Here is a 23,471-nt window from a genome sequence, read left to right as displayed (position 1 = left end):
GCGGGCCAGTCGGTCCGCGCCCCTTCGGTGTGGTCCGGCTCTGCGCCGCGGGGCCGCCACGGGCCGGTACATCCGCATGCGAACCACCACACACTGTGATGGCATGTGACCGTCGGCGACCATCGCCGGATCGCGCCCGCCCACGGCCGTCCGCCCGCATTCGCCCGCCTTCCCCCGAACAGCCCCTTCCCGAGGAGTCCCATGTCCCTGCCTCCGCCATGCCCGCGGCCGCGGGCCCGCCGACGGCTGTCCGCGGCCCTGGTGGTCTGCGCCGTCACCGCCGGCACCCTGATGAGCGCCGTCGGCCCGGCCGCCGCGCACGGTGAGCCCGCCGCCTCCGGGCAGAACGACCTCGCCCCGCACGTCGCCTCCCCCCGGGTGATGGCCGAGATGCGGGACGACGAGGTGGCCGCGCTCGGACCGGAGCACGCCGAGGAGCACGCCCGGGCCCGCGCGGCCATCCGCGGCATCGGCGATTACCCGCAGACCACCCGCACCAACCGCTACAACGCCCTGACGGCCTCCCAGGCGAGCACCAACGCCGGGTTCGACCCGGCGGTGTCCGGCGCGTTCAAGGAGTACTTCCCCTCCCCCGACTTCGGCGACCACGTCGCCCTGCTGCCGACCGGCAAGGTGCTGCTGTTCTCCTTCGAACGGATCGAGAGCAACCCGGAGAAGGAACCCGCCCCCACCCAGACCATCGGCCGGGAGAACGCCGGCCGGGCCTTCCTCTGGGACCCCGCCAAGGGCACCGGCACGGACGCCTTCAAGCAGGTCACCCCACCGATCGCCAACATGCCGGACGGCCTCGACCAGGAGCGCCCGGCACCGTTCTTCTGCTCCGGCCACTCCTTCCTCCCCAACGGCATGCTCGGCGTCTTCGGCGGCAACCTGGGCGGCAACGGCGGCACCGGCGCCAAGCTCTCCCTGGTCTTCGACCCGTGGACGGAGACCTGGACCCGCAACCCCGACATGTCCGTCGGCCGCTGGTACCCCTCGGTGGTCACCGGCGCCGACGGCCGGCAGCTGATCATGTCCGGCCAGTCCGAACTCGGCTACGGCACCCCGACCCCGGTGGTCGAACGCTTCCCCGCCAAGGGCTTCCCCGTCCCGCAGGGCCGGAACGACACCCCGCGGAACACCCCGGTGGACCGGTTCAAGGCGGACGCCCCGTTCAGCACCGACTACCCGCACCTCTTCTCGCTCAACGACGGCAACGTCTACGGCTTCGGGCGCCAGGCCAACGAGCAGTGGCGGTTCGACCCCGTCGCCGAGTCCCGCAGCGACCTCACCGCCCGCCCGGACGGCCGCCGGCGCAACTACGGGTCCGCCGTCATGCTGCCCGGCGGCGTGAGCGGCCCGGACTCCGCGCTGGTCCTCGGCGGCGACCGGGACAACCCGAGCACCCTGCGCTTCTCCAACGGCAGTTGGACCGCCGAGAAGTCCCGCGCCTTCGGCCGCACCCAGGACGACACCCTGCTGCTGCCCAACGGCCGGCTGATGACCGTCAACGGCGCCTACGACATCCGCGACTACGGCAACGGCCCGTACAACCCGAACGCGGACCTCAAGTACCGCCAGGTCGAACTGCGCGACGACCAGGGCAACTGGAAGCTCGGCCCCGTCCAGCGGCTGCCGCGCGGCTACCACTCCAACGCCGTGGTCCTGCCCGACGGCCGCGTGATGGTCACCGGGGACGAGCTCCAGCAGCTCGCCAACAACCCCGACACCGCGGCCATCCCCAGCAGCATGAACGGCACCATCGAGATCTACGAGCCGGCCTACCTGCACCAGGGCGCCCGCCCCGCGCTGGACAACCCGCCCACCACGCCGGTCGGTTACGACAAGAGCTTCACCGTCACCAGCACCACCCCCGGCCAGGCCGTCAAGGCCGTGCTGCTGGCCCCGACCACCTCCACCCACTCGGTCAACACCAGCCAGCGCCACCTCGACCTGCGGATCACCAGCCGGGCCGGCAACCGTCTGCAGCTCCAGGCCCCGCCGGACGCCAAGGCCGCCCCGCCCGGCTGGTACATGCTCTTCCTCCTCAACGACCAGGGCGTGCCCAGCGTCGCGAAGTGGGTCCAGCTCAGCTCGACGGCCTGATCCCCAGGAATCCACCGAAAGGAACACCGGAACCATGGCAACGGATCTGAGACTGCGCGCGAGCGAGGAGATCCAGGGGGACATCCTGGCCGGCTTCAGGAAGGACAACGTCAGCGTCCTCTTCCTCAAGTTCGAGGACGCGGCCCGGGCCCGCGACTGGGTGCGCCGGCTCGTCCCGCAGATCTCCACCACCCGCGAGGTCGCCGAGTTCAACGAGGCCTTCAGCGAGGCCCGCAGGTCCTCCGGCGGGGACGACCCGAAGACGCTCAAGGCCACCTGGCTCGGCGTCAGCTTCACCTACGAGGGCCTGCGGATGCTCTCCACCACCGACCCGTTCCCGACGCCGCCGCCGGTCGGCAGCGGGCTGGAGGCCTTCCAGGAGGGCTCGGCCAGACGAGCCGGCGCCCTCGGCGACACCGGCGACAACTCCCCGGAGAACTGGCTCTTCGGCAACGGGCGGAACCAGCCGGTCCACGCGCTGTTGAAGATCTCCGCGGACACCGAGAGCGACCTGGTCACCGCGATCGAGGCGCAGCGCATCGCCGCCGCCGAGTGCCGGATCCTGATCGCCTACCAGCAGAACGCCAGGACGCTCCAGGGCAGTCGCCGGGGCAAGGAGCACTTCGGCTTCAAGGACGGCATCAGCGAGCCCGGCGTCCAGGGCTTCGACCGGCCCGACCCGGCCAGACCGCAGGAGGAGGACGGCCACCCCGGCACCCGGCTCATCCCGGCCGGCGAGTTCGTGTGCGGCGAGGACAACGACCCGTTCAGCTTCCCCAAGGACCAGTACCCCGCCTGGTGCCGCAACGGCTCCTTCCAGGTGGTCCGGCGGCTCGCCCAGGACGTCCCCGGCTGGTGGTCGCAGGTCTCGGTCAGACTCCGGGAGCTCAAGCAGGCCAAGGCCGTCCCGGAGAGCGCCACCGCCGAGTGGCTGGCCGCCCGGATGGTCGGGCGGTGGCGCTCCGGCGCACCGGTCTGCAAGCACCAGGACCGGGACGTCCCGAACAACCCCGCCGCCGCCAACGACAACGACTTCGACTTCCGGGACGACCTGGAGGGCCTGGTCACCCCGCTCTGGTCGCACCTGCGCAAGACCAGCCCGCGCGCCGGACTGCAGGAGGCCCCGGACCAGCCGCCGCTCGACGCCGGGGTCCTCGACGGCCGGCGGATCATCCGCCGCGGCACGCCGTACGGGTCCCCGTTCGACCCGGCCTCGGAGGGCCCCGGCGGCCCCGACGACCCGCGCGGCCTGCTGTTCATCTGCTACCAGGCCGACATCCAGCGGCAGTTCGAGTTCATCCAGGCCGACTGGATGGACCAGCCGAACTTCCCGCCGAACCGGGACAGCGGCGGCGCCACCCCGGCGGGGCACGCCGGCCCGCGGCCGGTGCCCGGCAAGGACCCGGTCACCCAGGAGGCCCCCGAGGCCGACTTCGAGAGCCGGGGCCCGGACGGCCTCGTCGGGCACACCCCGGTCAGCTTCCAGCAGTTCGTCCAGACCACCGGGTCGGTGTACGCCTTCATGCCGTCCCTCAGCCTCCTCAGGGCGCTCGCCGACGGTCGGCTCACCCCTCAGGGCGGCACCCAGGGCGGCGGGCAGGGCGCGACCGGCGGGCAGGGCGGCACCCAGGAACAGGGCGGCGGGCAGGCGCAGCCCGCCCCGCAGCCGGTGAAGGCCTACCCCTGCGACGAGTTCCTCCCCGTCCCCGACCAGCAGCGCCGCGCCGGGCAGAGCCGGTACTGGGCGTTCCACGGCGACCGCTGCCGGCTGATCTCGGTGGCCGACGGCTCCGCCCACACCGACCGCAAGGTCGAGGACGACACCTGGCTGGACACCTGGTCCTGCCTGCAGGGCGTCGGCCGGGTCGACTGCGTCCTGCCCATGGCCGACCTGCAGGACCCGGGCGGCACGAGCTGGTACTGGGTCTTCCACAGCACCAACGGCCGCCAGCAGTACCGGACCGTCACGATCACCTGCGACGGCGGCCGCTACACCACCCGGCAGGAGCGCCCGGACCGCGAACTCACCGCCTGGGGATCGCTCAGCGGCGTCGGGCAGGTGGACTGCTGGCTGCCCGTGCCGGACCAGCAGCGGGTCGGCGGCAAGAGCTGGTACTGGGTGTTCCACACCACCGGCGGCCGGCAGCAGTACCGGCTGTGCTCGATCGCCGACGGCTCCGCGCACACCGACGTCCGCGAGCGCACCGACCGCGAGCTCACCCAGTGGGGCTCGCTGACCGGCCTCACCCGGGTGGACTGCTTCCTGCCCGTGCCGGACTGTCAGCGGGTCGGCGGCCGGAGCGAGTTCTGGTGCTTCTCCGGCCAGGGCTACCGCCGGATCTCGGTCGCCGACGGCAGCGGCCACCCGGACCGGCTGGTCGCCGGCGACCGCTCCTGCGACGCCTGGTCCTCGCTGCTCTGACGAAGCCGCGGCCGGTGCTCCCGGTGCGTTCCGCGCGCACCGGGAGCACCGTGTCGGTCCCCTGCCCTACGCTGCGGCCATGGTGACGTTCGACGAGTTCCGTGCGATGGCCCTGGGCCTGCCGGAGGCCGCGCAGGAGCCGACCTGGGACATCGAGACCCTGCGGGTGCGCGGCAGGATCTTCGCGATGGGGGCGCCGGGCGGCCTGGCGGTCACCGTCAAGGCCTCCCCCGAGGACCAGGCCGAACTGCTCGCCGCCGAGCCCGAGGTGTTCTCCGTCGCGCCGTACGTCGGCCGGCACGGCTGGGTGAGCGTCCGGCTGGACCGGGTCGACCGGGAGGAGCTGCACGACCTCGTCACCGAGGCCTGGCGGCGGACGGCACCCAAACGGCTGGTCCGCGAGTTCGACGCGTAGACGCCCCCCGGGCCACGCACGGACGCCGCACCGACACTCCCGGTTCATGTGACCCATCCCACAGTTTGGCCGGGTCCGTCATACTCCTGTGACCTCTAGGCTTTGCCCAGGAAGTCAGCAGTGTTTGAGTCGCACCCTCCGGGCACCGCCCGAGAAACGGTGACGGGCCCCAAGGGAGTTGGTGCGGTGCGCAACCGTCGACGCTGGAAGCGGGTACTGATCGGGGCGTTCGCGGGTTGTGCCGTGCTCGCCGACGCCGGCGCCGCGGCCGCCCAGGCCGCCGCCTCCACCGAGCAGCTGGCGATCTCCACACCCCCGGCTGGCAGCGCCGCATGGGTCCAGGACCACAGCTTCGGGCGCACCCTGCCCGACCCGGCCACCACCAGCCCGGCCGCCGCCGCCGACTTCTTCGCCTCGCTCGCCCCGACCGAGCTGGACCGGCTGATCAAGGACTACCCGCTGGTCGTCGGCAACTACGACGGCGCCCCGCTGGACCTGCGCTACCGCGCCAACCGGATCGCGCTGACCGCCGAACGGGACCGCGCCCGGGCCCGGGCCGCCGACCGGAAGCTCGACTCCGACACCCGCGACCTGGCCGTCTCCCGCGCCAACGACGTCGACCACCTGCTCGCCCCCGGCCGGCAGATCCTCGCCTTCGACCCGCGCGGCCGCGGTCTGGTCTCCGAGGTGTGGGGCGACCTCGCGGACGCCGAGCGGATCTCCGTCCTCGTCCCCGGTTCGGACGCCGACCTCGGCCACTTCGACCAGTCCGCCGAGCCGCTGCGCTCCCCGGCCGGCATGGCCCGCGCCCTGCACGCCGAGGAGCGGAAGCAGGCTCCGGACACCCGCACCGCGGTGATCGCCTGGACCGGCTACGTCACCCCCTCCGGCCTCGGCCCCGACGCCGTCACCTCCCGGCTGGCCGACGTCGGCGCGCCCCGGCTCCAGCGGCTGCTCGCCGGGCTCAAGGAGACCACCCGGCCGGACGCACCGCCGGCCCTGCTCTGCCACTCCTACGGATCCGTGGTCTGCGGCAACGCCGCCCCCGAGATCCCCCGCGCGGCCGCCTCGCCGTCCGACACCACCGGGGTCACCGACATGATGGTGTTCGGCAGCCCCGGCATGGGCGTGCAGAGCACCGGCGAACTGGGCACCGGTGTGCACGTCTGGGCCACCCGCAACCCCAGCGACTGGATCGGCAACGTCCCGTACCTGGAGGTCGGCGGGCTCGGCCACGGCGCCGACCCGACCGCGAGCGGCTTCGGCGCCGAGCAGATCTCCTCCGCCCGGGCGGCTGGCCACAACGGCTACTTCACCGAGGGCACCGACAGCCTGCACAACTTCGCGGCGATCTCGCTCGGCCACTACCAGGACGTCGTCCGCCCGAACACCGGCTCCTGACGCCCCGGGCCCGACCTTCTGGAACAGCCTTCAGGGCGTGCCCTGGTCCTGGTAGAGGCGCAGCGCGTCGGCCGCCGCGCGGGCGAGTTCACGCCGGGCGGCCGGCGGCGCCAGCACCTCGGCGTCGGCGCCGAAGGCGAGCAGCGAGCGGACGGCCGCCGGCGAGGGGAAGGCCATCGCGACCTCCACCCACTCCTCGGCCGGCCCGGCGCCGGAGTCGGGCGAGGCGGTGACCCGGCCGCCGTGGATCCGGACGAACATGTCCAGGCGCCCGCGCCGCACCCGCACCCGCACCTGCAGCTCCTTGGGCAGCCGCTCCACCTGGTCGCGCAGCACCGCCCAGGCGTCCCCGAGCCCGATCCCGGGGCGGCGGCGCACCGGCTCCTCGGTGGTCCCGGCGAGCAGCACCCGGTCGGCCCGGAACAACCGGGGCTCCCCGCGCAGGTCCGCCACCAGGTACCAGACCCCGGCCTTGCTCACCAGCCCGTACGGGTCGACGGTGTAGTCCACCGGCGCGGGCGTGCCGCTGTGGCGGTAGCGCAGCCGCAGCCGCCGGTCGGCGAACACCGCGTACTGCAGCTCGCCGAGCTCCGCCCCGCTCCGGGCCCCGGACTGCGCCCCCGCCGGGGTGCCCGGCTGGGCGCCGCCCGGCGGGCCGCTCTGCATCCAGCGCGCCGGGTCGACCAGGACGCGTTCGCTGATCCGCTCGGCGGCCGGGCGGTGCGGTGCCGGCAGCGCGGCCATCACCTTGCGCAGGGCCGAACCGAGGGCGCCGTCGAGTCCGAGGTCGCTGTGCGCGCCCTGAGCGGAGAGCACGAACAGGGCCCGGGCCTCGTCCGCGGTCAGCCCGGTGACGTCGGTGCGGTAGCCGGGCAGCAGGCTGATGCCGCCGTGCCGGCCGCGTTCGGTGAACACCGGCACGCCCGCGGCGGAGAGCGACTCGACGTCGCGGTAGATGGTGCGGACGGACACCTCCAGCCGTTCGGCCAGTTCGGTGGCGGGCACCCGGCCGCGGGTCTGGAGCAGGAGCAGGATCGAGAGCAGGCGGTCGGCCTTCATGGCAGCAGAATCCCAGAAAACCTGACGGCGGTTGTCAGGTTTTACTGGGAGATTGCCGTCCGAGCCCGAAAGACCGCTCGATACCAGGGAGCTGATTCCACGTGACCTCCGTCCAGGACGCCCGCCCGCAGTACCTGCTCGCCCTCGGCCAGCTGGAGAAGCTGTTCGCCGAGATCACCCCGGACGCCCTCGACCGGCCCACCCCGTGCACCGACTTCACGCTGCGGCAGCTGCTGGGCCACGTGGTCGGCGGCGTCCACCGCTTCGCGTACATGGGCGAGGGCGGCCGGGCCGAGGACGTCGTCGCGGCCACCGGGGACCTGCCCGACGACGCCTGGCCGGCCGCCCTGGAACGGGCCCGCGACCGCGCCGTCGCGGCCTGGGCGGACGACGCCAAGCTGGACCGCCCGACCCACGCGCCCTGGGGCGTGGTGCCCGGCGCGATCGCGGTCGGCGGCTACCTGATGGAGGCGGTCGGCCACACCTGGGACATCGCCCGGGCGCTCGGCTCCGCCCAGCCGCTGGACGACGCCCTGTCCCACGCCGCGCTGGCCGTCGCCGGGGCCGTCCTGCCCGCCGGACACCGCGGCGGCGCCGTGCCGTTCGACGAGGTCCGGCCGGTCGCCGAGGACGCCGACGTGCACACCCGGCTGGCCGCCTGGCTGGGCCGCGAGGTGTGAGCCCGCGCCCGGGGAGGGGGAGCGGCACCGGCGGCCGTTCCCCCCGGGGCGCCGGCTACTCCCGCCCGACCTGGGTGAACCGCATGTCCGGGTAGCGGTCCCCGGCGACCGCGCCCGCCACCGGCTCCAGCCGGTCCAGCTCCTCCGCGGTGAGCCGCAGCACGGCGGCCGCGGTGTTCTCGGCGAGCCGGCTCCGCTTGCGGGTGCCGGGGATCGGGACGACGGTGAGCCCGTGCACCTCGGCCCGCTGGTGCACCCAGGCCAGCGCGACCTGGGCGAGGCTCGCCCCGCGGTCCGCCGCGATCTCCCGCAGCGGTGCCAGCAGTTCGGTGTTGGCCGCCGCGTTGGCCCCGGTGAAGCGCGGCTGGGTGCGCCGGAAGTCGTCGGCCGCGAGCTCCTCGGCGGCCTGGAAGGCCCCGGTGAGGAACCCCCGGCCGAGCGGCGAGTACGGGACGAAGGCGACGCCCAGTTCGGCCGCGGCCGGCACCACCGTGCGCTCGACGTCCCGGGCGAACACCGACCACTCGGACTGCAGCGCGGCGATCGGGTGGACGGCGTGGGCCTCGCGCAGCTCGGCGCCGGTCACCTCGGACAGCCCGAGGTGGCGCACCTTGCCGGCCGCCACCAGCTCGGCCATCGCGCCGACCGAGTCGGCCAGCGGCACGGCCGGGTCGCGGCGGTGCATGTAGTAGAGGTCGATCTCGTCCACGCCGAGGCGGCGCAGCGAGGCGTCCACGGCGGAGCGGATGTAGGCGGGGTCGTTGCTGATGCCGCGGTAGCCCGGGTCCTCCTGCCTGCGGACGAGCGCGAACTTGGTGGCGAGCACCACCCGTTCCCGGTTGGCGCGGACGAAGGGGCCGATCAGCTCCTCGTTGTGGCCGGAGCCGTAGGCGTCGGCGGTGTCGAACAGGGTGACGCCGGCCGCCAGGGCCGCGTCCAGGGTGGCGAGCGACTCGGTCCGGTCGCTCGGGCCGTAGAACTCGCTCATGCCCATGCAGCCGAGGCCCTGGACCCCCACGAGGGGGCCGTCGGCGCCGAGTCGGGCGGTGGGGAGGGCGGGGTCGGTCATGCGCTCTGCTCTTCCTCTGCTCGGTGGTGCTGGCACTGGACCGGGGCGTCGCCGCTGTCGGCGATCTTCCCGGCGTAGAGGTCGATCTTGTAGTCGAGGACGGCGAGGGTGGCCTGGAGGTCGGCGATCCGCTGCCGCACCTCCTCGCGCTGGTCGACGAGCAGCTGCCGGCGCCCCTCGTAGGTCTCCTCGCCGCGGCGGGCCATGTCGACGTACCGGAGCATGTCCGCCACCGGCATCCCGGTCAGCCGCAGCCTGCCCAGGAAGGCCAGTCGGTGCAGGTCCGCGTCGCAGTAGCGGCGCTGGCCGCTGGCGGAGCGGTCGACCGGGTCGAGCAGGCCGATCCGCTCGTACCAGCGCAGGGTGTGCGCGGTGAGGCCGCTGGCCACGGAGACCTCGCTGATGGTGTGCCGCGGGGTCCGGTCCGGATCGCCGACCGGGCGGCTGAACACCTCGGTGCAGCTGCGCAGGTCGAGCGGGACGGCGGCGAGCACGGCCATGATCGGTTACCCCCTGTGGTGTGCGGTGACGACGACGCTAGCGAGTTGGAGTGCACTCCAAGCAAGCCCGTCGGCCGGGTGCTCCCGCCACCGGTTTTCCGCGCTTCGTTAGAGTCGGGCGCATGGAGAGCTTGCGGATGATCGAGAACTGGCCGGTGCCCCACGCCGCGGCGGCGGTGGTCAGGGGGTCGGACGGTGCCGTGCTGGGCGCGCACGGCCCGCAGCAGCACCTGTTCCCGCTGGCCTCGGTGACCAAGCCGCTCACCGCGTACGCCGCGCTGGTCGCCGTCGAGGAGGGGGTCTTCGAGCTGGACGACCCGGCCGGCCCGCCCGGGTCGACCGTCCGCCACCTGCTCGCGCACACCTCCGGCCTGGCCTTCGACGAGGACCGGGTGTTCGCCGCGCCCGGCGATCGCCGGCTGTACTCCAACGCGGGCTTCGACGCGCTGGCCCGGGCGCTGTCCGAGGCCGCCGGGATCGAGTTCTCCCGGTACGCCGCCGAGGCGGTGTTCCAGCCGCTGGGCATGCACGACACCCTGCTCAACACCGCGCACAGGTCCCCGGCCGGGGCGGGCGGCCTGTCCACGCTCGCCGACCTGGTCCGCTTCGCCGCCGAGCTGCAGTCCCCCAAGCTGCTGGACCCGTCGACCGTCCGGCGGGCCACCCGCGAGGTCGCCTTCCCGGGGACCAGCGGCGTGCTGCCCGGCTACGGCCACCGCCGCCCGAACGACTGGGGCCTGGGCTTCGAGATCCGCGACGGCAAGTCCCCGCACTGGACGGGCACCGCCAACTCACCCGGCACCTTCGGCCACTTCGGCCAGTCCGGGACGTTCCTGTGGGTCGACCCGGAGGCCGGCGTGGCCTGCGTCGCGCTCACCGACCGGGACTTCGGCCCGTGGGCCGCCGAGGCCTGGCCGGCCCTCTCGGACGCCGTGCTGGCCGAGCTCCGCTAGGGGAGCCGGCCGGCGGCGGGTCAGCCGTACGAGACCGGCGAGTGCATCTCCCAGAGCAGCAGTTCGGCGCCGTCCTCGCCGGCCGTCGGGTCGGCGAAGGCGTCCCCGGTGATCCGCACGCTGTCGCCCGGGGCCATCGAGCGCCCGCCGCCCTTCGGCCCGGGGACCGTCCGGTAGCCGAGGGAGCCGGCCGTCAGGTGCGCGTAGCGCCAGGCGGCCCCGGGCAGCGGGGGCAACGGCTGCCACGGTCCGGCCTTCGCCAGCCAGAGCGCGGCGTCACCGCGGCGCAGCCGCAGCGCCGCCGTCCCGGCGTCGCGGGCCAGCCCGGAGGCGAGCAGCGTCAACCCGCCGTCCGCGGGTTCCACCCTGCGCAGCCCGTACACCGGGGGCGCGTCGAACACGTCCGGCTGGAGCCACATCTGGACGAACCGCACCGGGCCGTCGGCGCCGCCGACGTTGCGCTCGGTGTGGGTGACCCCGGAGCCCGCGCCGAGGTGCTGGATCATGCCGGGGCGGACCACGCCGGCGTGGCCCTGCGAGTCCCGGTGCGCCAGCGCCCCCTCCAGCACCCAGGTGAGGATCTCGGTGTCCCGGTGCTTGTGCTCGTCGAAGCCTGCGCCCGGGGCGAGGAGTTCCTCGTTGCACGCGAGCAGCGCGCCGAAGTGGGTGTTGCGCGGGTCGTAGTGACCGGAGAAGGAGAACGCGTGTCGGGTCTCGACGCCCTCGGCCGGGGTGGAGAGGTAGCGCTCGGCGGTGCGGCGCAGGTCGGCTCGGGGGCGGGCGGCGGCGTCGGTCACGGGCCCCACCGTAGCGCGCTTTCCGGCTCGCCCCCGGGGCCTGTGCACGAGCAGTCACTCACGTGAGGCAGTCTTGTCCCTGTGCCAGCCGCATCCGCGAACTCCAAGAGCGAACCCAGCCCCGAGCCCGGGACGACCGGGACGAGTCCGGCTCCCCGGGCCGTGCGCGACCGTCCCGGCCGGGCGGCGCCGCGCCTGACCGCGCAGGAGCGCAGAAACGCCGCCGAACGCGCCGAGCGCCGTGCCGCGACGCTGAAGCGGCTGGAGAAGTCCTCGGGCAAGCTGGCCACCGCCGCGATCTCGCGGATGGACGACCAGCTCGGCTGGTACCGGCGGATGCCGCCGGAGCACCGCTCCTGGATCGGCCTGGTCGCCCAGGCCGGCATCGCCGCCTTCACCGAGTGGTACCGCCACCCGGACACCGCGCAGGCGATCTCCACCGACGTCTTCGGCACCGCCCCGCGCGAGCTGACCAGGGCGATCACGCTGCGCCAGACCGTCGAGCTGATCCGCACCACGATCGAGGTGATGGAGGAGGCCATCGAGGAGGTGGCCGCCCCCGGCGACGAGGCGGACATGCGCGAGTCCGTGCTGGTCTACGCCCGGGAGATCGCCTTCGCCACCGCGCAGGTGTACGCCCAGGCGGCCGAGGCGCGCGGCGCCTGGGACGCCCGGCTGGAGGCGCTGGTGGTCAACTCGCTGCTGTCCGGCGACGCCGACGAGGGCGTGCTGTCCCGGGCGGCCGCACTGGGCTGGGGCCAGCCCAGCCAGGTCCGGGTGGTGATGGGCAGCGCCCCGGACGGCGACAGCGAGCTGGTGGTCGAGGCGATCCGCCGGGCCGCCCGCTACGCCAAGCTGCACGTGCTGACCGGTGTGCTCGGCAAGCGGCTGGTGGTGGTGGTGGGTGGCGACAAGGAGCCGGTGCACGCCGCCCGGGCGCTGATCGGCCAGTTCGCGCCGGGCCCGGTGGTGGTCGGCCCGACCGTGCCGGACCTGCTCTCGGCCACCCGTTCGGCGCACGCCGCGGCGGCCGGGCTGCGCGCCTGCGCCGCCTGGCCGGACGCCCCCCGACCGGTCCTGGCCGACGACCTGCTGCCCGAGCGGGCGCTGGCCGGTGACCAGGCCGCCCGCCGCCAACTGGTGGAGGAGATCTACACACCACTGGACGAAGCCGGCTCGGCGCTGCTGGAGACGCTGAGCGTCTACCTGGAGCAGGCCTCCTCCCTGGAGGGCGCGGCCCGGATGCTCTTCGTCCACCCCAACACGGTGCGCTACCGGCTACGACGTGTGACCGACGTCACGGGGTACGCCCCCTCCGACGTACGTTCGGCGTTCACGCTGCGGATCGCACTCGCCCTCGGCCGGCTGACCGCCGCCGGGGAGCCGAGTTGAGCCGAATGTAGGGAACTTACAATCCCGGATGGTTTTCTTCGTTACCGTCGCCTACCCGCCCCTGGGCGCCTGGCGAGAGAGGGTTGAACCGTGCTCGTAATCGTCGCCCCTGGACAGGGTGCCCAGACCCCCGGTTTCCTCAGCCCCTGGCTGGAGCTCGACGGTGTCGCCGACCGCCTGCGCGGCTGGTCGGAGGTCGCCGGGCTCGACCTGGTGCACGCCGGTACCGAGGCCTCCGCCGAGGAGATCAAGGACACCGCCGTCGCCCAGCCGCTGCTGGTCGCCGCCGGTCTCATGACCGCCCGGGAGCTGTTCCCGGACGAGGACGTCGCCCGCAAGCTGGTCGGCGCCGTCGCCGGCCACAGCGTCGGCGAGATCACCGCCGCCGCCGGCGCCGGTGTGCTGAGCGCGCACGACGCGCTGGCCTTCGTCCGCGAGCGCGGCCAGGCCATGGCCGCGGCCGCCGCCGTGACCGAGACCGGCATGATCGCCGTGCTCGGCGGCGACCAGGAGGTCGTGGCGGCGAAGCTCGCCGAGCACGGCCTGACCGCGGCCAACAACAACGGTGGCGGCCAGATCGTCGCGGCCGGCACGCTGGCCCAGCTGGAGGCGCTGCGGGCGGACCCGCCGGTCGGCGCCAAGCTGGTGGCCCTGAAGGTCGCCGGCGCCTTCCACACCGAGCACATGGCCCCGGGTGTCGAGCGGCTGGCCGCGCTGGCCCCGACGCTGACCGTCGCCGACCCGCAGGTCCGCTACGTGTCCAACCGGGACGGCGGGGTCGTGGACTCCGGCGCCGAGGTGCTCGACCGCCTGGTGTCGCAGGTCTCCAACCCGGTCCGCTGGGACCTCTGCATGGAGACCCTGGGCCGCCTGGGCGCGACCGCCGTCATCGAGCTGTCCCCCGCGGGCACGCTCACCGGACTGGTCAAGCGCAACCTCAAGGGTGTGGCGACGCTTGCCCTCAAGACCCCCGCCGACCTGGACAAGGCCCGCGCGCTCGTCGCGGAGCACGGCGGTCAGGAGCAGGAGACCCAGGCATGAGCAAGCCGCAGATCCGTCCCACCGTGGGTGCGCAGTTCTCGCGCATCCTCGGGGTGGGCGGCTACCGCCCGGTGCGGGTGATCCCCAACGCCGAGGTGCTGGAGTGGATCGACTCCTCGGACGAGTGGATCCGCACCCGCAGCGGGATCGCCGAGCGCCGCTGGGCGGGCCCGGAGGAGACCGTCGCCGAGATGTCGGTGCAGGCCGCCGGCAAGGCCATCGCGCAGGCCGGGATCTCCCCCGACCAGATCGGCGGCGTGATCGTCGCGACCGTCTCGCACCTCAAGCAGACCCCGGCGATCGCCACCGAGATCGCCGAGCGGCTCGGCTGCGGCACCGCCCCGGCCTTCGACATCTCGGCCGCCTGCGCCGGCTTCGGCTACGGCCTGGGCCTGGCCGACGGCATGATCCGCGGCGGCAGCGCCGAGTACGTGCTGGTGGTCGGCGTCGAGCGGCTCAGCGACCTGACCGACCAGTCGGACCGCTCGACCGCGTTCATCTTCGGCGACGGCGCCGGCGCCGCGATCGTCGGCCCCTCCGACACCCCCGGCATCGGCAAGGTGATCTGGGGCTCGGACGGCTCGCAGTCGGACGTCATCTCGCAGACCCACGCCTGGGACACCGCCTTCGCCAAGCCCGACGCCGTCAACGGCGCGGGCGAGGAGACCAAGTGGCCGGCCCTGCGGATGGAGGGCCAGACGGTCTTCCGCTGGGCGGTCTGGGAGATGGCCAAGGTGGCCCAGCAGGCGCTGGACGCCGCCGGGATCACCGCCGACCAGCTCGGCGCCTTCATCCCGCACCAGGCCAACATGCGCATCACCGACGCCATGATCAAGGCGCTCAAGCTGCCCGACTCGGTGCCGGTCGCCCGCGACATCTCGGAGACCGGCAACACCTCCGCCGCCTCCATCCCGCTGGCGATGGAGCGCATGCTGGAGAGCGGCGAGGCCCGCAGCGGCGACCTCGCCCTGATCATCGGGTTCGGGGCGGGTCTCGTGTACGCCGCCGCAGTCGTTACGCTCCCCTAGGCGCGTTTCGCCCCAGTCATCCGCAAGCCTGTGTCCGGCCGCCGGTCGGACGCGTTCAACACCGAAGAGGAGCAGCCAGTATGGCTACCAAGGACGAGGTTCTGGAAGGTCTCGCCGAGATCGTCAACGAGATCGCCGGTATCCCGACCGAGGACGTCGAGCTCGAGAAGTCCTTCACGGACGACCTGGACGTCGACTCGCTGTCCATGGTCGAGGTCGTCGTGGCCGCTGAGGAGCGCTTCGACGTCAAGATCCCGGACGACGAGGTCAAGAACCTGAAGACCGTCGGCGACGCCGTGGACTACATCCTCGCCAACGCCTGATCGATCGACACGCTCGATCCGTCCAGCCCGTCCGGCGTTCCCCACGCCTCGGGCGGCTGACCCGTCGACCGGCTCACCGAGCCGGACCGACCAACCGGCCGGGACGCCCCACCGGGCGCCCGGCCGGGCCCTTCCTCGGCTCGCCGCCGACCCCCGCACAACGTGAGAGAAGAAGATCCAGTGACCGCTGAAAACCGTACCGTGGTCGTCACGGGTATCGGCGCCTTCACGCCGCTGGGCGGCGACGCCGCCACCACCTGGGAGAACCTGGTCGCCGGGCGCTCCGGAGTGGCGGCCCTGACCGAGGAGTGGGCCGAGGACCTGCCCGTCAAGATCGCCGCGCGCACCGCCGTCGAGCCCGGCGAGATCCTCCCCCGCCCGCTGGCCCGCAAGCTGGACCGCTCGGCGCAGTTCGCGCTGATCGCCGCCCGCGAGGCCTGGGCCGACGCCGGCTACGAGACCCCGGCCACCGACGAGTCCTCCAAGCTCGCCCCCGAGCGCCTGGGCGCCGTCATCGCGTCCGGCATCGGCGGCGTGACGACCCTGCTCGACCAGTACGACGTGCTGAAGGAGAAGGGCTCCCGCAAGGTCTCCCCGCACACCGTCCCGATGCTGATGCCCAACTCCCCGGCGGCCAACGTCGGCCTGGAGGTCGGCGCCCGCGCGGGTGTGCACACCCCCGTCTCCGCCTGCGCCTCCGGCGCCGAGGCGATCGGCTACGCGATCGAGATGATCCGCACCGGCCGCGCCGACGTCGTGGTGGCCGGCGGCACCGAGGCCGCGATCCACCCGCTGCCGATCGCCGCGTTCGCCAACATGATGGCGATGTCCAAGAACAACGACGACCCGCAGCGCGCCTCCCGCCCGTACGACAAGGGCCGCGACGGCTTCGTGCTGGGCGAGGGCGCCGGCGTGGTCGTGCTGGAGTCGGTCGAGCACGCCGAGGCGCGCGGCGCCCGGATCTACTGCGAGGCCGTGGGCCAGGGCCTGTCCTCGGACGCCCACCACATCGCCCAGCCCGAGCCGACCGGTGCGGGCGTGGCCCGCGCACTGGCCGACCTGTTCGAGCGCAACACCCTGGACAAGGCCGAGATCGTGCACGTCAACGCGCACGCCACCTCGACCCCGCAGGGTGACACCGCCGAGCTGAAGGCGCTGCGCAAGGAGCTCGGCGACGACCTCGACCACATCGCCGTCTCGGCCACCAAGTCGATGACCGGCCACCTGCTGGGCGGCGCCGGCGGCATCGAGACCGTCGCCACCGTGCTGGCCCTGCACCACCGCCTCGCCCCGCCGACCATCAACGTCGACGAGCTGGACGACGACGTGGACGCGGACATCGTGCGCGACGAGCCGCGCAAGCTGCCCGAGGGCCGGATCGCGGCGCTGAACAACTCGTTCGGCTTCGGCGGCCACAACGTGGTGCTGGCCTTCCGCACCCGCTGACCGCCCCGAACGGAAGGGGCCGGCGCTCACGGAGAGCGCCGGCCCCTTCCGCCGTTCCCGGGGTCAGACCACCTGGTGCAGCCAGCGCACCGGGGCGCCCTCGCCCGCGTAGCGGAACGGCTCCAGCTCGTCGTCCCAGGGCTTGCCCAGCAGCCGGGAGATCTCGGCCTCCAGGTCGGCCCCCTCGCTGCGGGAGCGCAGCAGGACGGCCCGCAGCCGGTCCTCGGGGATGAGGATGTCGCCGTGGATGCCCGTGACGGCGTGGAAGATGCCGAGCGAGGGCGTGCTGCTGTACCGCTCGCCCTCCGCCGTGGCGCAGGGCTCGCTGGTGACCTCGTACCGCATCAGCTGCCAGCCGCGCAGTGCGGAGGCGAGCTTCGAGGCCGTGCCGGGCTCCCCCTGCCAGGAGAGCTCGGCGCGCCAGTGTCCGGGTGCGGCCGGCTGGCGGATCCAGTCCAGGCTCACCCGCACACCGAGCACTCCCGCGACGGCCCACTCGACGTGCGGGCACAGCGCGCGGGGCGCGGAGTGGATGTAGAGAACTCCACGTGTCGTCACCGGGACCTCCAGGCTGTGGACGAGGGTCGCCTTCCCCAGCTGCCTCGTGCCTGCAGTTGATCCACAGTTACCCACGTTTGCCGACATTAAGCCACTAAATTGAGCAAAACGGACAGGCTTTCGCTCAATGCTAGTCGAATCCCCAATGAGGTCTACCCCTCGGCCGGATCTCTCCCCCGAACGGCCCCGTCGCCGGGCGGGACCACCGTACCGCGCCGCCCCGCACCGTGGATGACGCACTTTCGGATCCGGCCGGAATGCGGTAGTGCGGCCGGATCCCCCGCGCCCGTACGCAAACCGCCCCGCGGGCCCGACCGGGGCGCGCGCGGGGCGGTTCGAGGAGCTGACGGCCGGTCAGCCCTCCAGGCGGACCACCATCTTGCCGGTGTTGACGCCGCCGAGCAGGCCGAGGAAGGCGTCCACGGTGCTGTCGATGCCCTGGGTCACCGTCTCGCGGTACTTGAGCTCACCCGAGCGCACCCACGCCGCGACCTCCTCGACGAACCTCGGCTGGAGGTCGTAGTGGTCGCCGACGAGCAGCCCCTCCATGCGGAAGCGCTTGGCGATGATCTGCGCGAGGTTGCGCGGGGCCGGGGTGGGCTCGGTGGCGTTGTACTGCGAGATCATGCCGCACACCGCGATGCGGCCGTGCAGGTTCATCACCTCGATGGCCGCCTCCAGGTGCTCGCCGCCCACGTTGTCGAAGTAGACGTCGATGCCGTCGGGGGCCGCCGCCCGGAGCTGCTCGGCGACCGGGCCGTTCTTGTAGTTGAACGCGGCGTCGAAGCCGTACTCCTCCAGGAGGAGCTTGACCTTGTCGTCCGAGCCCGCGGAGCCGATCACCCGCGCCGCGCCCTTCAGCTTGGCGATCTGGCCGACGATGCCGCCCACCGCGCCGGCCGCGCCGGAGACGAACACCACGTCGCCGGCCTTGACCTCGGCGATCCGGGTGAGCCCCGCGTAGGCGGTCAGGCCGGGCATGCCCAGCACGCCCAGGTACGTCGAGAGCGGCGCGGCGTCCGGGTCCACCTTGACGGCGGTGGCGGCGGCGAAGGTCGCGTACTCGCGCCAGCCGTAGTAGTGCAGCACGTAGTCGCCCTCGGCGAAGCCGTCCGCCTGCGAGGCGACGACCCGGCCGACCGCGCCGCCCAGCATCGGCTCGCCCAGCGCGTACGGCTCCGCGTAGGACTTGGCCGCCGACATCCTGCCGCGCATGTACGGGTCGACCGAGAGGTAGAGGTTGCGGACCAGGACCTCGCCCGGGCCCGGGGTCCGGACCGGCGCCTCGACCAGGGCGAAGTCGGTCGGCTGCGGCCAGCCCTGCGGGCGGGCGGCGAGGTGCCATTCACGGGCGGTGGCGGGTGCGGCCTGCTCTGCCATGGGGGGCTCCTTGTGTTCCGGTACCTGAAAGGTTGAGCTACTGAAGTAACGATGGACATGAAAGGTTCATGTTGTCAACTTTTCAGGTAGACTCTGGGGCATGGACACCCAGCCGCCCCGGTCCGCCGCGCCGCAGTCCGACGAGATCACCCGCGAGGTCGTCGACCTGATGGCCAACCTGGTCGCGCTGTTCCACCGCGAGTACGAGGAGGCGGCCGCCGCCCGCTCGCTCACCGGCGCCCAGGCCAAGGTGCTCGCCCTGCTGCGCCGCGGCCCCATGCCGATGCGCCAGATCGCCCAGACGCTCAGCTGCGAGCCGTCCAACATCACCGGCATCGTCGACCGGCTCGAGGCGCGCGGCTTCGTCACGCGCGAGGCCGACCGGCAGGACCGCCGGGTCAAGCTGGTCGCCGCCACCGGCACCGGCGCCGCCGCCTCCGAGGAGCTGCGGGAGTCGCTGAACTTCGCCCGGGAGCCGCTGGCCGCCCTCGGCGACGACGAGCGGACCGTCCTGCGCGACCTCCTGCGCCGGATGCTCACCGGCGCCGCCGGCCCCGGGGCGTGAGCAGCATCACAGGCTCCCCGCGGGATCCGCACCCCGCTCGGAGGTAACCGAACCGTCCCTCGAAACGTCTAACGTTCGAACATCGAACGCGAGAGACGCAAAGACGGGGGGCACGCGGAAGATGGGCAGCAGCACGCGCAGGCGCCGCTACGTGCGGACCGCCATCGGCCTGGCGGCCGTCCTGGTGCTGTCCGTCGTGGGGGCCGGGGCCTGGTTCTACCACCGGCTGGACAGCAACATCACCACCTTCGACGCGGGCGGCGTCGCCACCGAGCGCCCGCCGGCACCCGTCCCGACCACCCCCGGCGCCTCGGTGCCGGTGAACATCCTGGTGCTCGGCTCGGACACCCGCGAGGACGGCAACAGCGCGATCGGGGGCGGCGAGGAGGGCGTCGGCCACTCCGACACCGCGATGGTGGTGCACGTCTACGCCGACCACAAGCACGCCGTCGGCGTCTCCATACCCCGGGACACCCTCGTCACCGTGCCCTCCTGCAAGCTGCCGAGCGGCAGGTGGACATCACCCCGCACCAACCAGATGTTCAACTCGGCCTTCACGGTCGGCGAGTTCCCCAAGGGAAACCCGGCCTGCACCCAGAACACCGTCGAGACGCTCACCGGCCTGCGGATCGACCACACCATCGTGGTCGACTTCAAGGGCGCGGCCGCGATGACCGAGGCCATCAACGGGGTGGACGTCTGCGTCCCCAACGACGTCGACTCGCACGGCATCCACCTCAGGAAGGGCATGCAGAAGCTCTCCGGGCAGCCCGCGGTGGACTACCTGCGGGCGCGCTACGGCTTCGGCGACAACTCCGACATCGGGCGGATGAAGCGCCAGCAGGCCTTCGTCTCGTCCATGATCAGGAAGGTCCAGAACCAGGGCTTCTCGCTGCCCACCCTGCTCCCGCTGGCGGACGCGGCCACCCGCTCGCTCACCGTGGACGAGGGACTGGGCACCGCGATGAAGCTGGTGGACTTCGCCCGCTCGCTGCAGGACATCAAACTCTCCGACATCACCTTCGTGACCGCGCCCTGGCGCTTCGCCGGCGACCGCGTCCAGCTGGTGCAGCCCGACGCCGACACGCTGTGGCGGCTGATGCGCGAGGACCGCACCCTGGACGGCCGGGGCACCGCCGGCACCGGCACCCCGGCCCCCTCCCCCACCGTCCCCGGGCCCGACGGCTCCTCCGCGGCGGCCGCCCCGAGCGGACCGCTCGCGCCCGAGCAGGCCGCCGCACCGGTGGTCGTGGTCAACGGCGTCGGCACCTCCGGACTGTCCACCTCCGGCGCCGAGGCGCTGCGGGCCAGGGGCTTCAAGAACGTCGCCCTCGGCAAGCCCACCGGCGGCCGGCTGCAGACCGAGATCGCCTACGACCCCGCCCTCAAGGCCGCCGCCGACCAGGTGGCCGCGCTCTTCCCGGGCTCGCGCACCGTCGAGGACCCGGGCTCCGAGGCGATCACCGTCACCCTGGGCCGGGACTACCGGCCGGTGCCCTCGACCGGGCTGGACTCGGTGGGCGCCGACCCGGCCCCGGCGACGGACGCCGCGGGCGGCTCGCCGAGCCCCTCCCCGGGCGCCACCGCGAGCGGATCACCGGGCGCCACCCCGGGCGCCACCGCGAGCGGCTCGCCCGGCGGCACGCCCGGTGGGGTCCCCACCGGCATAGCGGAGAACTCCCGCGGCGCCGACACCGACCCCTGCGCGGACCTCACCTTCGGCTGACGGCACCGGCCGTGGACCCCGCGGCCGGGTGGCGGGCCGGTTCGGCTCGGGCCCGGTCAGACCGGGTCCGGCACCCCGGTGACCACGGCCGTCAGCCGGGTGCCCCGGGGGAAGGCGCCGGCGGCGGCCAGCCCGGTCAGCGCCGCCAGCAGCTTGGCCACGTAGCGGCGCTCCAGCGGGACGCCGTGCCGGCGCTCGAACCGCCGGGCGAAGGCCTCCAGTTCGGCCGGGACCTTGCCGTAGCCGCCGCCGTGGTGCCCGTGGTCGATCCGCCAGTTGTCGAACTCCCGGCCGCGGGCGGCCCGGTGCAGCCGGGTGACCTCGGCCTCCAGGTAGCCCTCGCCGCCGCGCAGCACGGCCACCCCGAGGGCCCGGGCGCCCGGCGGCAGACCGGCCGCGACGCCGGCCAGGGTGCCGCCGGTGCCGACCGGGCAGCAGACCACGTCGCGCTCGCCGAGGTCGGGCAGTTCGGCCGGGATCGCCGCCGCGCCCGTCACCGCGAGGGCGTTGGAGCCGCCCTCCGGGAGCACCAGGCCGGGGCCCCAGCGCCACTGCGGCCCGGCCGCGGCACCGCCGTCGCCGGCCGCCGCCCGGCCGGTGGCCTCCCGGTACTCGGTGCGGGTGAGGAACTCCAGCCGCATGCCGTCCCGCTCGGCCGCCCGCAGCGACCAGTTGCGCGGCCGGTCGGCCAGCTCCTCCCCGCGGACCAGCCCGACGCTCTCCAGCCCGAGCGCCGCGGCCGCCGCCGCGACCGCCCTCAGATGGGTGGAGTACGCCCCGCCGAAGGTCAGCAGCCGGGTGTGGCCCTGCTCCACGGCGGCCGTCAGGTTGGGCGCCAGCTTGCGCCACTTGTTGCCCGGGACGGCGGGGTGCAGCAGGTCGTCCCGCTTGAGGCGCAGCTCCACCCCGGCCCGGACGAGCGCCTCGTCGGTGCAGTCCACCAGCGGGGTCGGCAGCAGGGCGGGTTCGAGCATCCGGCCAGCTTACGGGCGGCGGGTCGGGGTGAGCAGGCCCAGGTTGTAGGCGGCGGCGACGGCCGAGGCGCGGTCCTTGACGTCGAGCTTGGCGTAGACGTGGATCAGGTGGGTCTTCACGGTGGCCTCGCTGATGAACAGCCGGGCCGCCGCCTCCCGGTTGGTGGATCCGGCGGCGACCAGCTCCAGCACCTCCAGCTCGCGCGGGCTGAGCGCCTCCTGGACCGGCGCGCGGACCTGGCCGAGCAGCTTGGCGGCGACGGTCGGCGCGATCACCGAGGCGCCGCGGGCGGCCTCCCGGACGGCGTGGAAGAGGTCCTCCCGGGCGGCGTCCTTCAGCAGGTAGCCGGTGGCGCCGGCCCGGACGGCCGGGAGCACGTCGGCGTCGGTGTCGTAGGTGGTGAGCACCAGGACCCGCCCGGGCAGGCCGCGTTCGGCCATCTCGCGGATCGCGGTGACGCCGTCCATCCGCGGCATCCGCAGGTCCATCAGCACCACGTCGGGCCGCAGTGCGGCGACCAGCACCAGCGCCTCGGCGCCGTCGCCGGCCTCGCCGACCACCTCGAAGCCGGGGGCGGCGGTGAACATGCCGCGCAGCCCGTCCCGGACCACCGGGTGGTCGTCCACCAGCAGCAGTCTGATCGTCGTCTCGTCGCTCACGGTCCTACTCCTCCACACTGATCGCCGGCAGGGTCGCGGACACCGTCGTCCCGGCGCCGGGTTCGGTCTCCAGGTCCAGCCGCCCGGCCAGCCGCTGCACCCGGCGGCGCATCACGTCCAGCCCGTAGCCGCCGCCGGTGGCCCGGGAGGGCGGCTCGGCCGCCGGGTCGAAGCCGATGCCGTCGTCCCGGACGTCCAGGGTCACCAGCCCGGGCATGTAGGAGAGGGTCAGCCCGACCCGCGAGGCCCGCGCGTACTTGGCGGCGTTGGCGAGCGACTCCTGGGCGATCCGCAGCAGGGTCACCTCGACCTCGGGGTGCAGCGGGCGGGCCTCGCCGGTGACGGTCAGCGCGGCGGTGGCGCTGTTGCGCTCCCGCCACTGCTCGACCAGTTCGGCGAGCGCCTCCGGCAGGGCGGCCCGCTCCAGTTCGAGCGGGCGCAGCGCGTGGACGGCCCGGCGGGCCTGGGTGAGGCTCTCCCGGGCGAGGGCCACCGCGTTGGCCAGGTGCCGGTCAGCGTCCGCCGCGCTCGCCTGCCGCGCCTGGTCGGCGGCCTGGAGCTGGGTGACGATGCCGGCCAGGCCCTGGGCCACGGTGTCGTGCATCTCCTGGGCGAAGCGGCGGCGCTCGTCGGCGGCCCCGGCCTCACGGGCCTGGACCAGCAGCTGGGCGTGCAGTCCGGCGTTCTCGGCGAGCATCTCGGTCAGCCGCCGGTTGGCCTCGGCGAGTTCGGCGTTGGCCTGCTTGCGGTGGCGGCTCAGCCGGTCGGCGACCTCGCTGAGCGCGAGGAGCACCCCGACGACCGCCAGGTTGAAGGCCAGGACGGTCAGGAACCCGCCGACCTGCCCCGGGGTCGTCGGCAGCACCCCGCCGGTCTGGGCGAGCGTGGTGGGGGCCGGGGGCCCCCCCCCGCCCCCCCCCCCCCCCCCCCCCCCCCCCGCGCCCCCCGGCGGGGGCGCCCGGGGGCGGGGGCCCCC

22 protein-coding genes are annotated in these 23,471 nt (G+C 73.9%); 13 read left to right on the top strand and 9 right to left on the bottom strand.

Annotated features, from left to right (window positions below):
• The first annotated feature begins 201 nt into the window (after positions 1–201).
• From ACIRS1_RS03575 to ACIRS1_RS03560, 4 genes are all read left to right on the top strand, one after another.
• Complete coding sequence (locus ACIRS1_RS03575; RefSeq protein ID WP_402836503.1) at positions 202–2,106, top strand: galactose oxidase-like domain-containing protein; 1,905 nt, start codon at positions 202–204, stop codon at positions 2,104–2,106.
• Positions 2,107–2,140: 34 nt separating this feature from the next.
• On the top strand, positions 2,141–4,528 hold the full coding sequence (locus ACIRS1_RS03570; RefSeq protein WP_402836501.1) for a Dyp-type peroxidase: 2,388 nt from the start codon (positions 2,141–2,143) through the stop codon (positions 4,526–4,528).
• A 79-nt stretch (positions 4,529–4,607) separates the two neighbouring features.
• On the top strand, positions 4,608–4,943 hold the full coding sequence (locus ACIRS1_RS03565; protein ID WP_360210031.1) for an MmcQ/YjbR family DNA-binding protein: 336 nt from the start codon (positions 4,608–4,610) through the stop codon (positions 4,941–4,943).
• Positions 4,944–5,129: 186 nt separating this feature from the next.
• Entirely contained in the window at positions 5,130–6,344 is a 1,215-nt protein-coding gene (locus tag ACIRS1_RS03560) for an alpha/beta hydrolase (protein ID WP_402836499.1), read from the top strand.
• Between the two features lie 30 nt (positions 6,345–6,374).
• Here the strand turns inward: ACIRS1_RS03560 and ACIRS1_RS03555 are convergent, their stop codons facing one another.
• Positions 6,375–7,403, bottom strand: coding sequence for a helix-turn-helix transcriptional regulator (locus ACIRS1_RS03555; RefSeq protein ID WP_402836498.1), 1,029 nt, complete (start codon positions 7,401–7,403; stop codon positions 6,375–6,377).
• A gap of 101 nt (positions 7,404–7,504) precedes the next feature.
• On the opposite strand from ACIRS1_RS03555, the gene ACIRS1_RS03550 reads away from it, so the two are divergent.
• Positions 7,505–8,083, top strand: a complete 579-nt coding sequence (locus ACIRS1_RS03550; RefSeq protein ID WP_402836496.1) for a TIGR03086 family metal-binding protein — start codon at positions 7,505–7,507, stop codon at positions 8,081–8,083.
• A gap of 55 nt (positions 8,084–8,138) precedes the next feature.
• Here ACIRS1_RS03550 and ACIRS1_RS03545 read toward each other — a convergent pair whose 3' ends face one another.
• Together ACIRS1_RS03545 and ACIRS1_RS03540 are read right to left on the bottom strand one after the other, a co-directional pair.
• Positions 8,139–9,152: an aldo/keto reductase gene (locus tag ACIRS1_RS03545; protein WP_402836494.1), complete on the bottom strand. Its 1,014-nt coding sequence runs from the start codon at positions 9,150–9,152 to the stop codon at positions 8,139–8,141.
• On the bottom strand, positions 9,149–9,652 hold the full coding sequence (locus ACIRS1_RS03540; protein WP_402836492.1) for a MerR family transcriptional regulator: 504 nt from the start codon (positions 9,650–9,652) through the stop codon (positions 9,149–9,151). The genes ACIRS1_RS03545 and ACIRS1_RS03540 overlap by 4 nt, the downstream gene beginning before the upstream one ends.
• A 122-nt stretch (positions 9,653–9,774) precedes the next feature.
• Between ACIRS1_RS03540 and ACIRS1_RS03535 the strand changes: the two genes are divergently transcribed.
• Positions 9,775–10,605 carry a serine hydrolase domain-containing protein gene (locus tag ACIRS1_RS03535; RefSeq protein WP_402836490.1) on the top strand — a complete coding sequence of 277 codons (831 nt, stop codon included), beginning with the start codon at positions 9,775–9,777 and terminating at the stop codon, positions 10,603–10,605.
• Between the two features lie 20 nt (positions 10,606–10,625).
• On the opposite strand, the gene ACIRS1_RS03530 is transcribed toward ACIRS1_RS03535, so the two are convergent.
• Positions 10,626–11,402 carry a pirin family protein gene (locus tag ACIRS1_RS03530; protein ID WP_402836488.1) on the bottom strand — a complete coding sequence of 259 codons (777 nt, stop codon included), beginning with the start codon at positions 11,400–11,402 and terminating at the stop codon, positions 10,626–10,628.
• 195 nt (positions 11,403–11,597) lie between these two features.
• On the opposite strand from ACIRS1_RS03530, the gene ACIRS1_RS03525 reads away from it, so the two are divergent.
• From ACIRS1_RS03525 to fabF, 5 genes are all read left to right on the top strand, one after another.
• Positions 11,598–12,794 carry a helix-turn-helix domain-containing protein gene (locus ACIRS1_RS03525; RefSeq protein ID WP_360210207.1) on the top strand — a complete coding sequence of 399 codons (1,197 nt, stop codon included), beginning with the start codon at positions 11,598–11,600 and terminating at the stop codon, positions 12,792–12,794.
• 90 nt (positions 12,795–12,884) lie between these two features.
• On the top strand, positions 12,885–13,835 hold the full coding sequence (locus ACIRS1_RS03520) for an ACP S-malonyltransferase (RefSeq protein ID WP_360210047.1): 951 nt from the start codon (positions 12,885–12,887) through the stop codon (positions 13,833–13,835).
• Positions 13,832–14,863 carry a beta-ketoacyl-ACP synthase III gene (locus tag ACIRS1_RS03515; RefSeq protein ID WP_360210049.1) on the top strand — a complete coding sequence of 344 codons (1,032 nt, stop codon included), beginning with the start codon at positions 13,832–13,834 and terminating at the stop codon, positions 14,861–14,863. Before ACIRS1_RS03520 ends, ACIRS1_RS03515 begins: the two co-directional genes overlap by 4 nt.
• An 80-nt stretch (positions 14,864–14,943) precedes the next feature.
• Complete coding sequence (locus tag ACIRS1_RS03510; protein ID WP_360210051.1) at positions 14,944–15,186, top strand: acyl carrier protein; 243 nt, start codon at positions 14,944–14,946, stop codon at positions 15,184–15,186.
• A 180-nt stretch (positions 15,187–15,366) separates the two neighbouring features.
• Positions 15,367–16,632 (top strand): beta-ketoacyl-ACP synthase II, encoded by a 1,266-nt coding sequence (gene fabF, locus ACIRS1_RS03505; RefSeq protein WP_360210053.1) that lies wholly within the window; start codon positions 15,367–15,369, stop codon positions 16,630–16,632.
• 63 nt (positions 16,633–16,695) lie between these two features.
• Here fabF and ACIRS1_RS03500 read toward each other — a convergent pair whose 3' ends face one another.
• On the bottom strand, positions 16,696–17,190 hold the full coding sequence (locus ACIRS1_RS03500; protein WP_360210055.1) for a DUF3145 domain-containing protein: 495 nt from the start codon (positions 17,188–17,190) through the stop codon (positions 16,696–16,698).
• A gap of 354 nt (positions 17,191–17,544) precedes the next feature.
• Positions 17,545–18,570, bottom strand: coding sequence for an NADP-dependent oxidoreductase (locus tag ACIRS1_RS03495; protein WP_360210057.1), 1,026 nt, complete (start codon positions 18,568–18,570; stop codon positions 17,545–17,547).
• Between the two features lie 100 nt (positions 18,571–18,670).
• Here ACIRS1_RS03495 and ACIRS1_RS03490 point away from each other — a divergent pair, with 100 nt between their 5' ends.
• Positions 18,671–19,135, top strand: coding sequence for a MarR family transcriptional regulator (locus ACIRS1_RS03490; protein WP_360210059.1), 465 nt, complete (start codon positions 18,671–18,673; stop codon positions 19,133–19,135).
• A gap of 121 nt (positions 19,136–19,256) precedes the next feature.
• Entirely contained in the window at positions 19,257–20,861 is a 1,605-nt protein-coding gene (locus tag ACIRS1_RS03485) for an LCP family protein (RefSeq protein ID WP_402836483.1), read from the top strand.
• 56 nt (positions 20,862–20,917) lie between these two features.
• On the opposite strand, the gene ACIRS1_RS03480 is transcribed toward ACIRS1_RS03485, so the two are convergent.
• Genes ACIRS1_RS03480 through ACIRS1_RS03470 form a run of 3 tightly spaced genes read right to left on the bottom strand, consistent with a single transcriptional unit; the run spans position 20,918 to position 23,360 of the window.
• Positions 20,918–21,835 carry a 1-aminocyclopropane-1-carboxylate deaminase/D-cysteine desulfhydrase gene (locus ACIRS1_RS03480; protein WP_402836482.1) on the bottom strand — a complete coding sequence of 306 codons (918 nt, stop codon included), beginning with the start codon at positions 21,833–21,835 and terminating at the stop codon, positions 20,918–20,920.
• A 9-nt stretch (positions 21,836–21,844) separates the two neighbouring features.
• On the bottom strand, positions 21,845–22,495 hold the full coding sequence (locus tag ACIRS1_RS03475; RefSeq protein WP_396316807.1) for a response regulator: 651 nt from the start codon (positions 22,493–22,495) through the stop codon (positions 21,845–21,847).
• Positions 22,496–22,499: 4 nt separating this feature from the next.
• A complete protein-coding gene (locus ACIRS1_RS03470) occupies positions 22,500–23,360 on the bottom strand; it encodes a sensor histidine kinase (RefSeq protein ID WP_402836479.1) in 861 nt (286 codons plus the stop codon).
• Between the last annotated feature and the right edge of the window lie 111 nt (positions 23,361–23,471).

Origin of the sequence: Kitasatospora sp. NPDC101176 (assembly GCF_044768035.1) — a bacterium.
Taxonomy (GTDB): domain Bacteria; phylum Actinomycetota; class Actinomycetes; order Streptomycetales; family Streptomycetaceae; genus Kitasatospora.
The sequence above is the reverse complement of the archived record's forward strand: the minus strand, read 5'-3'. Positions and strand labels throughout refer to the sequence as shown.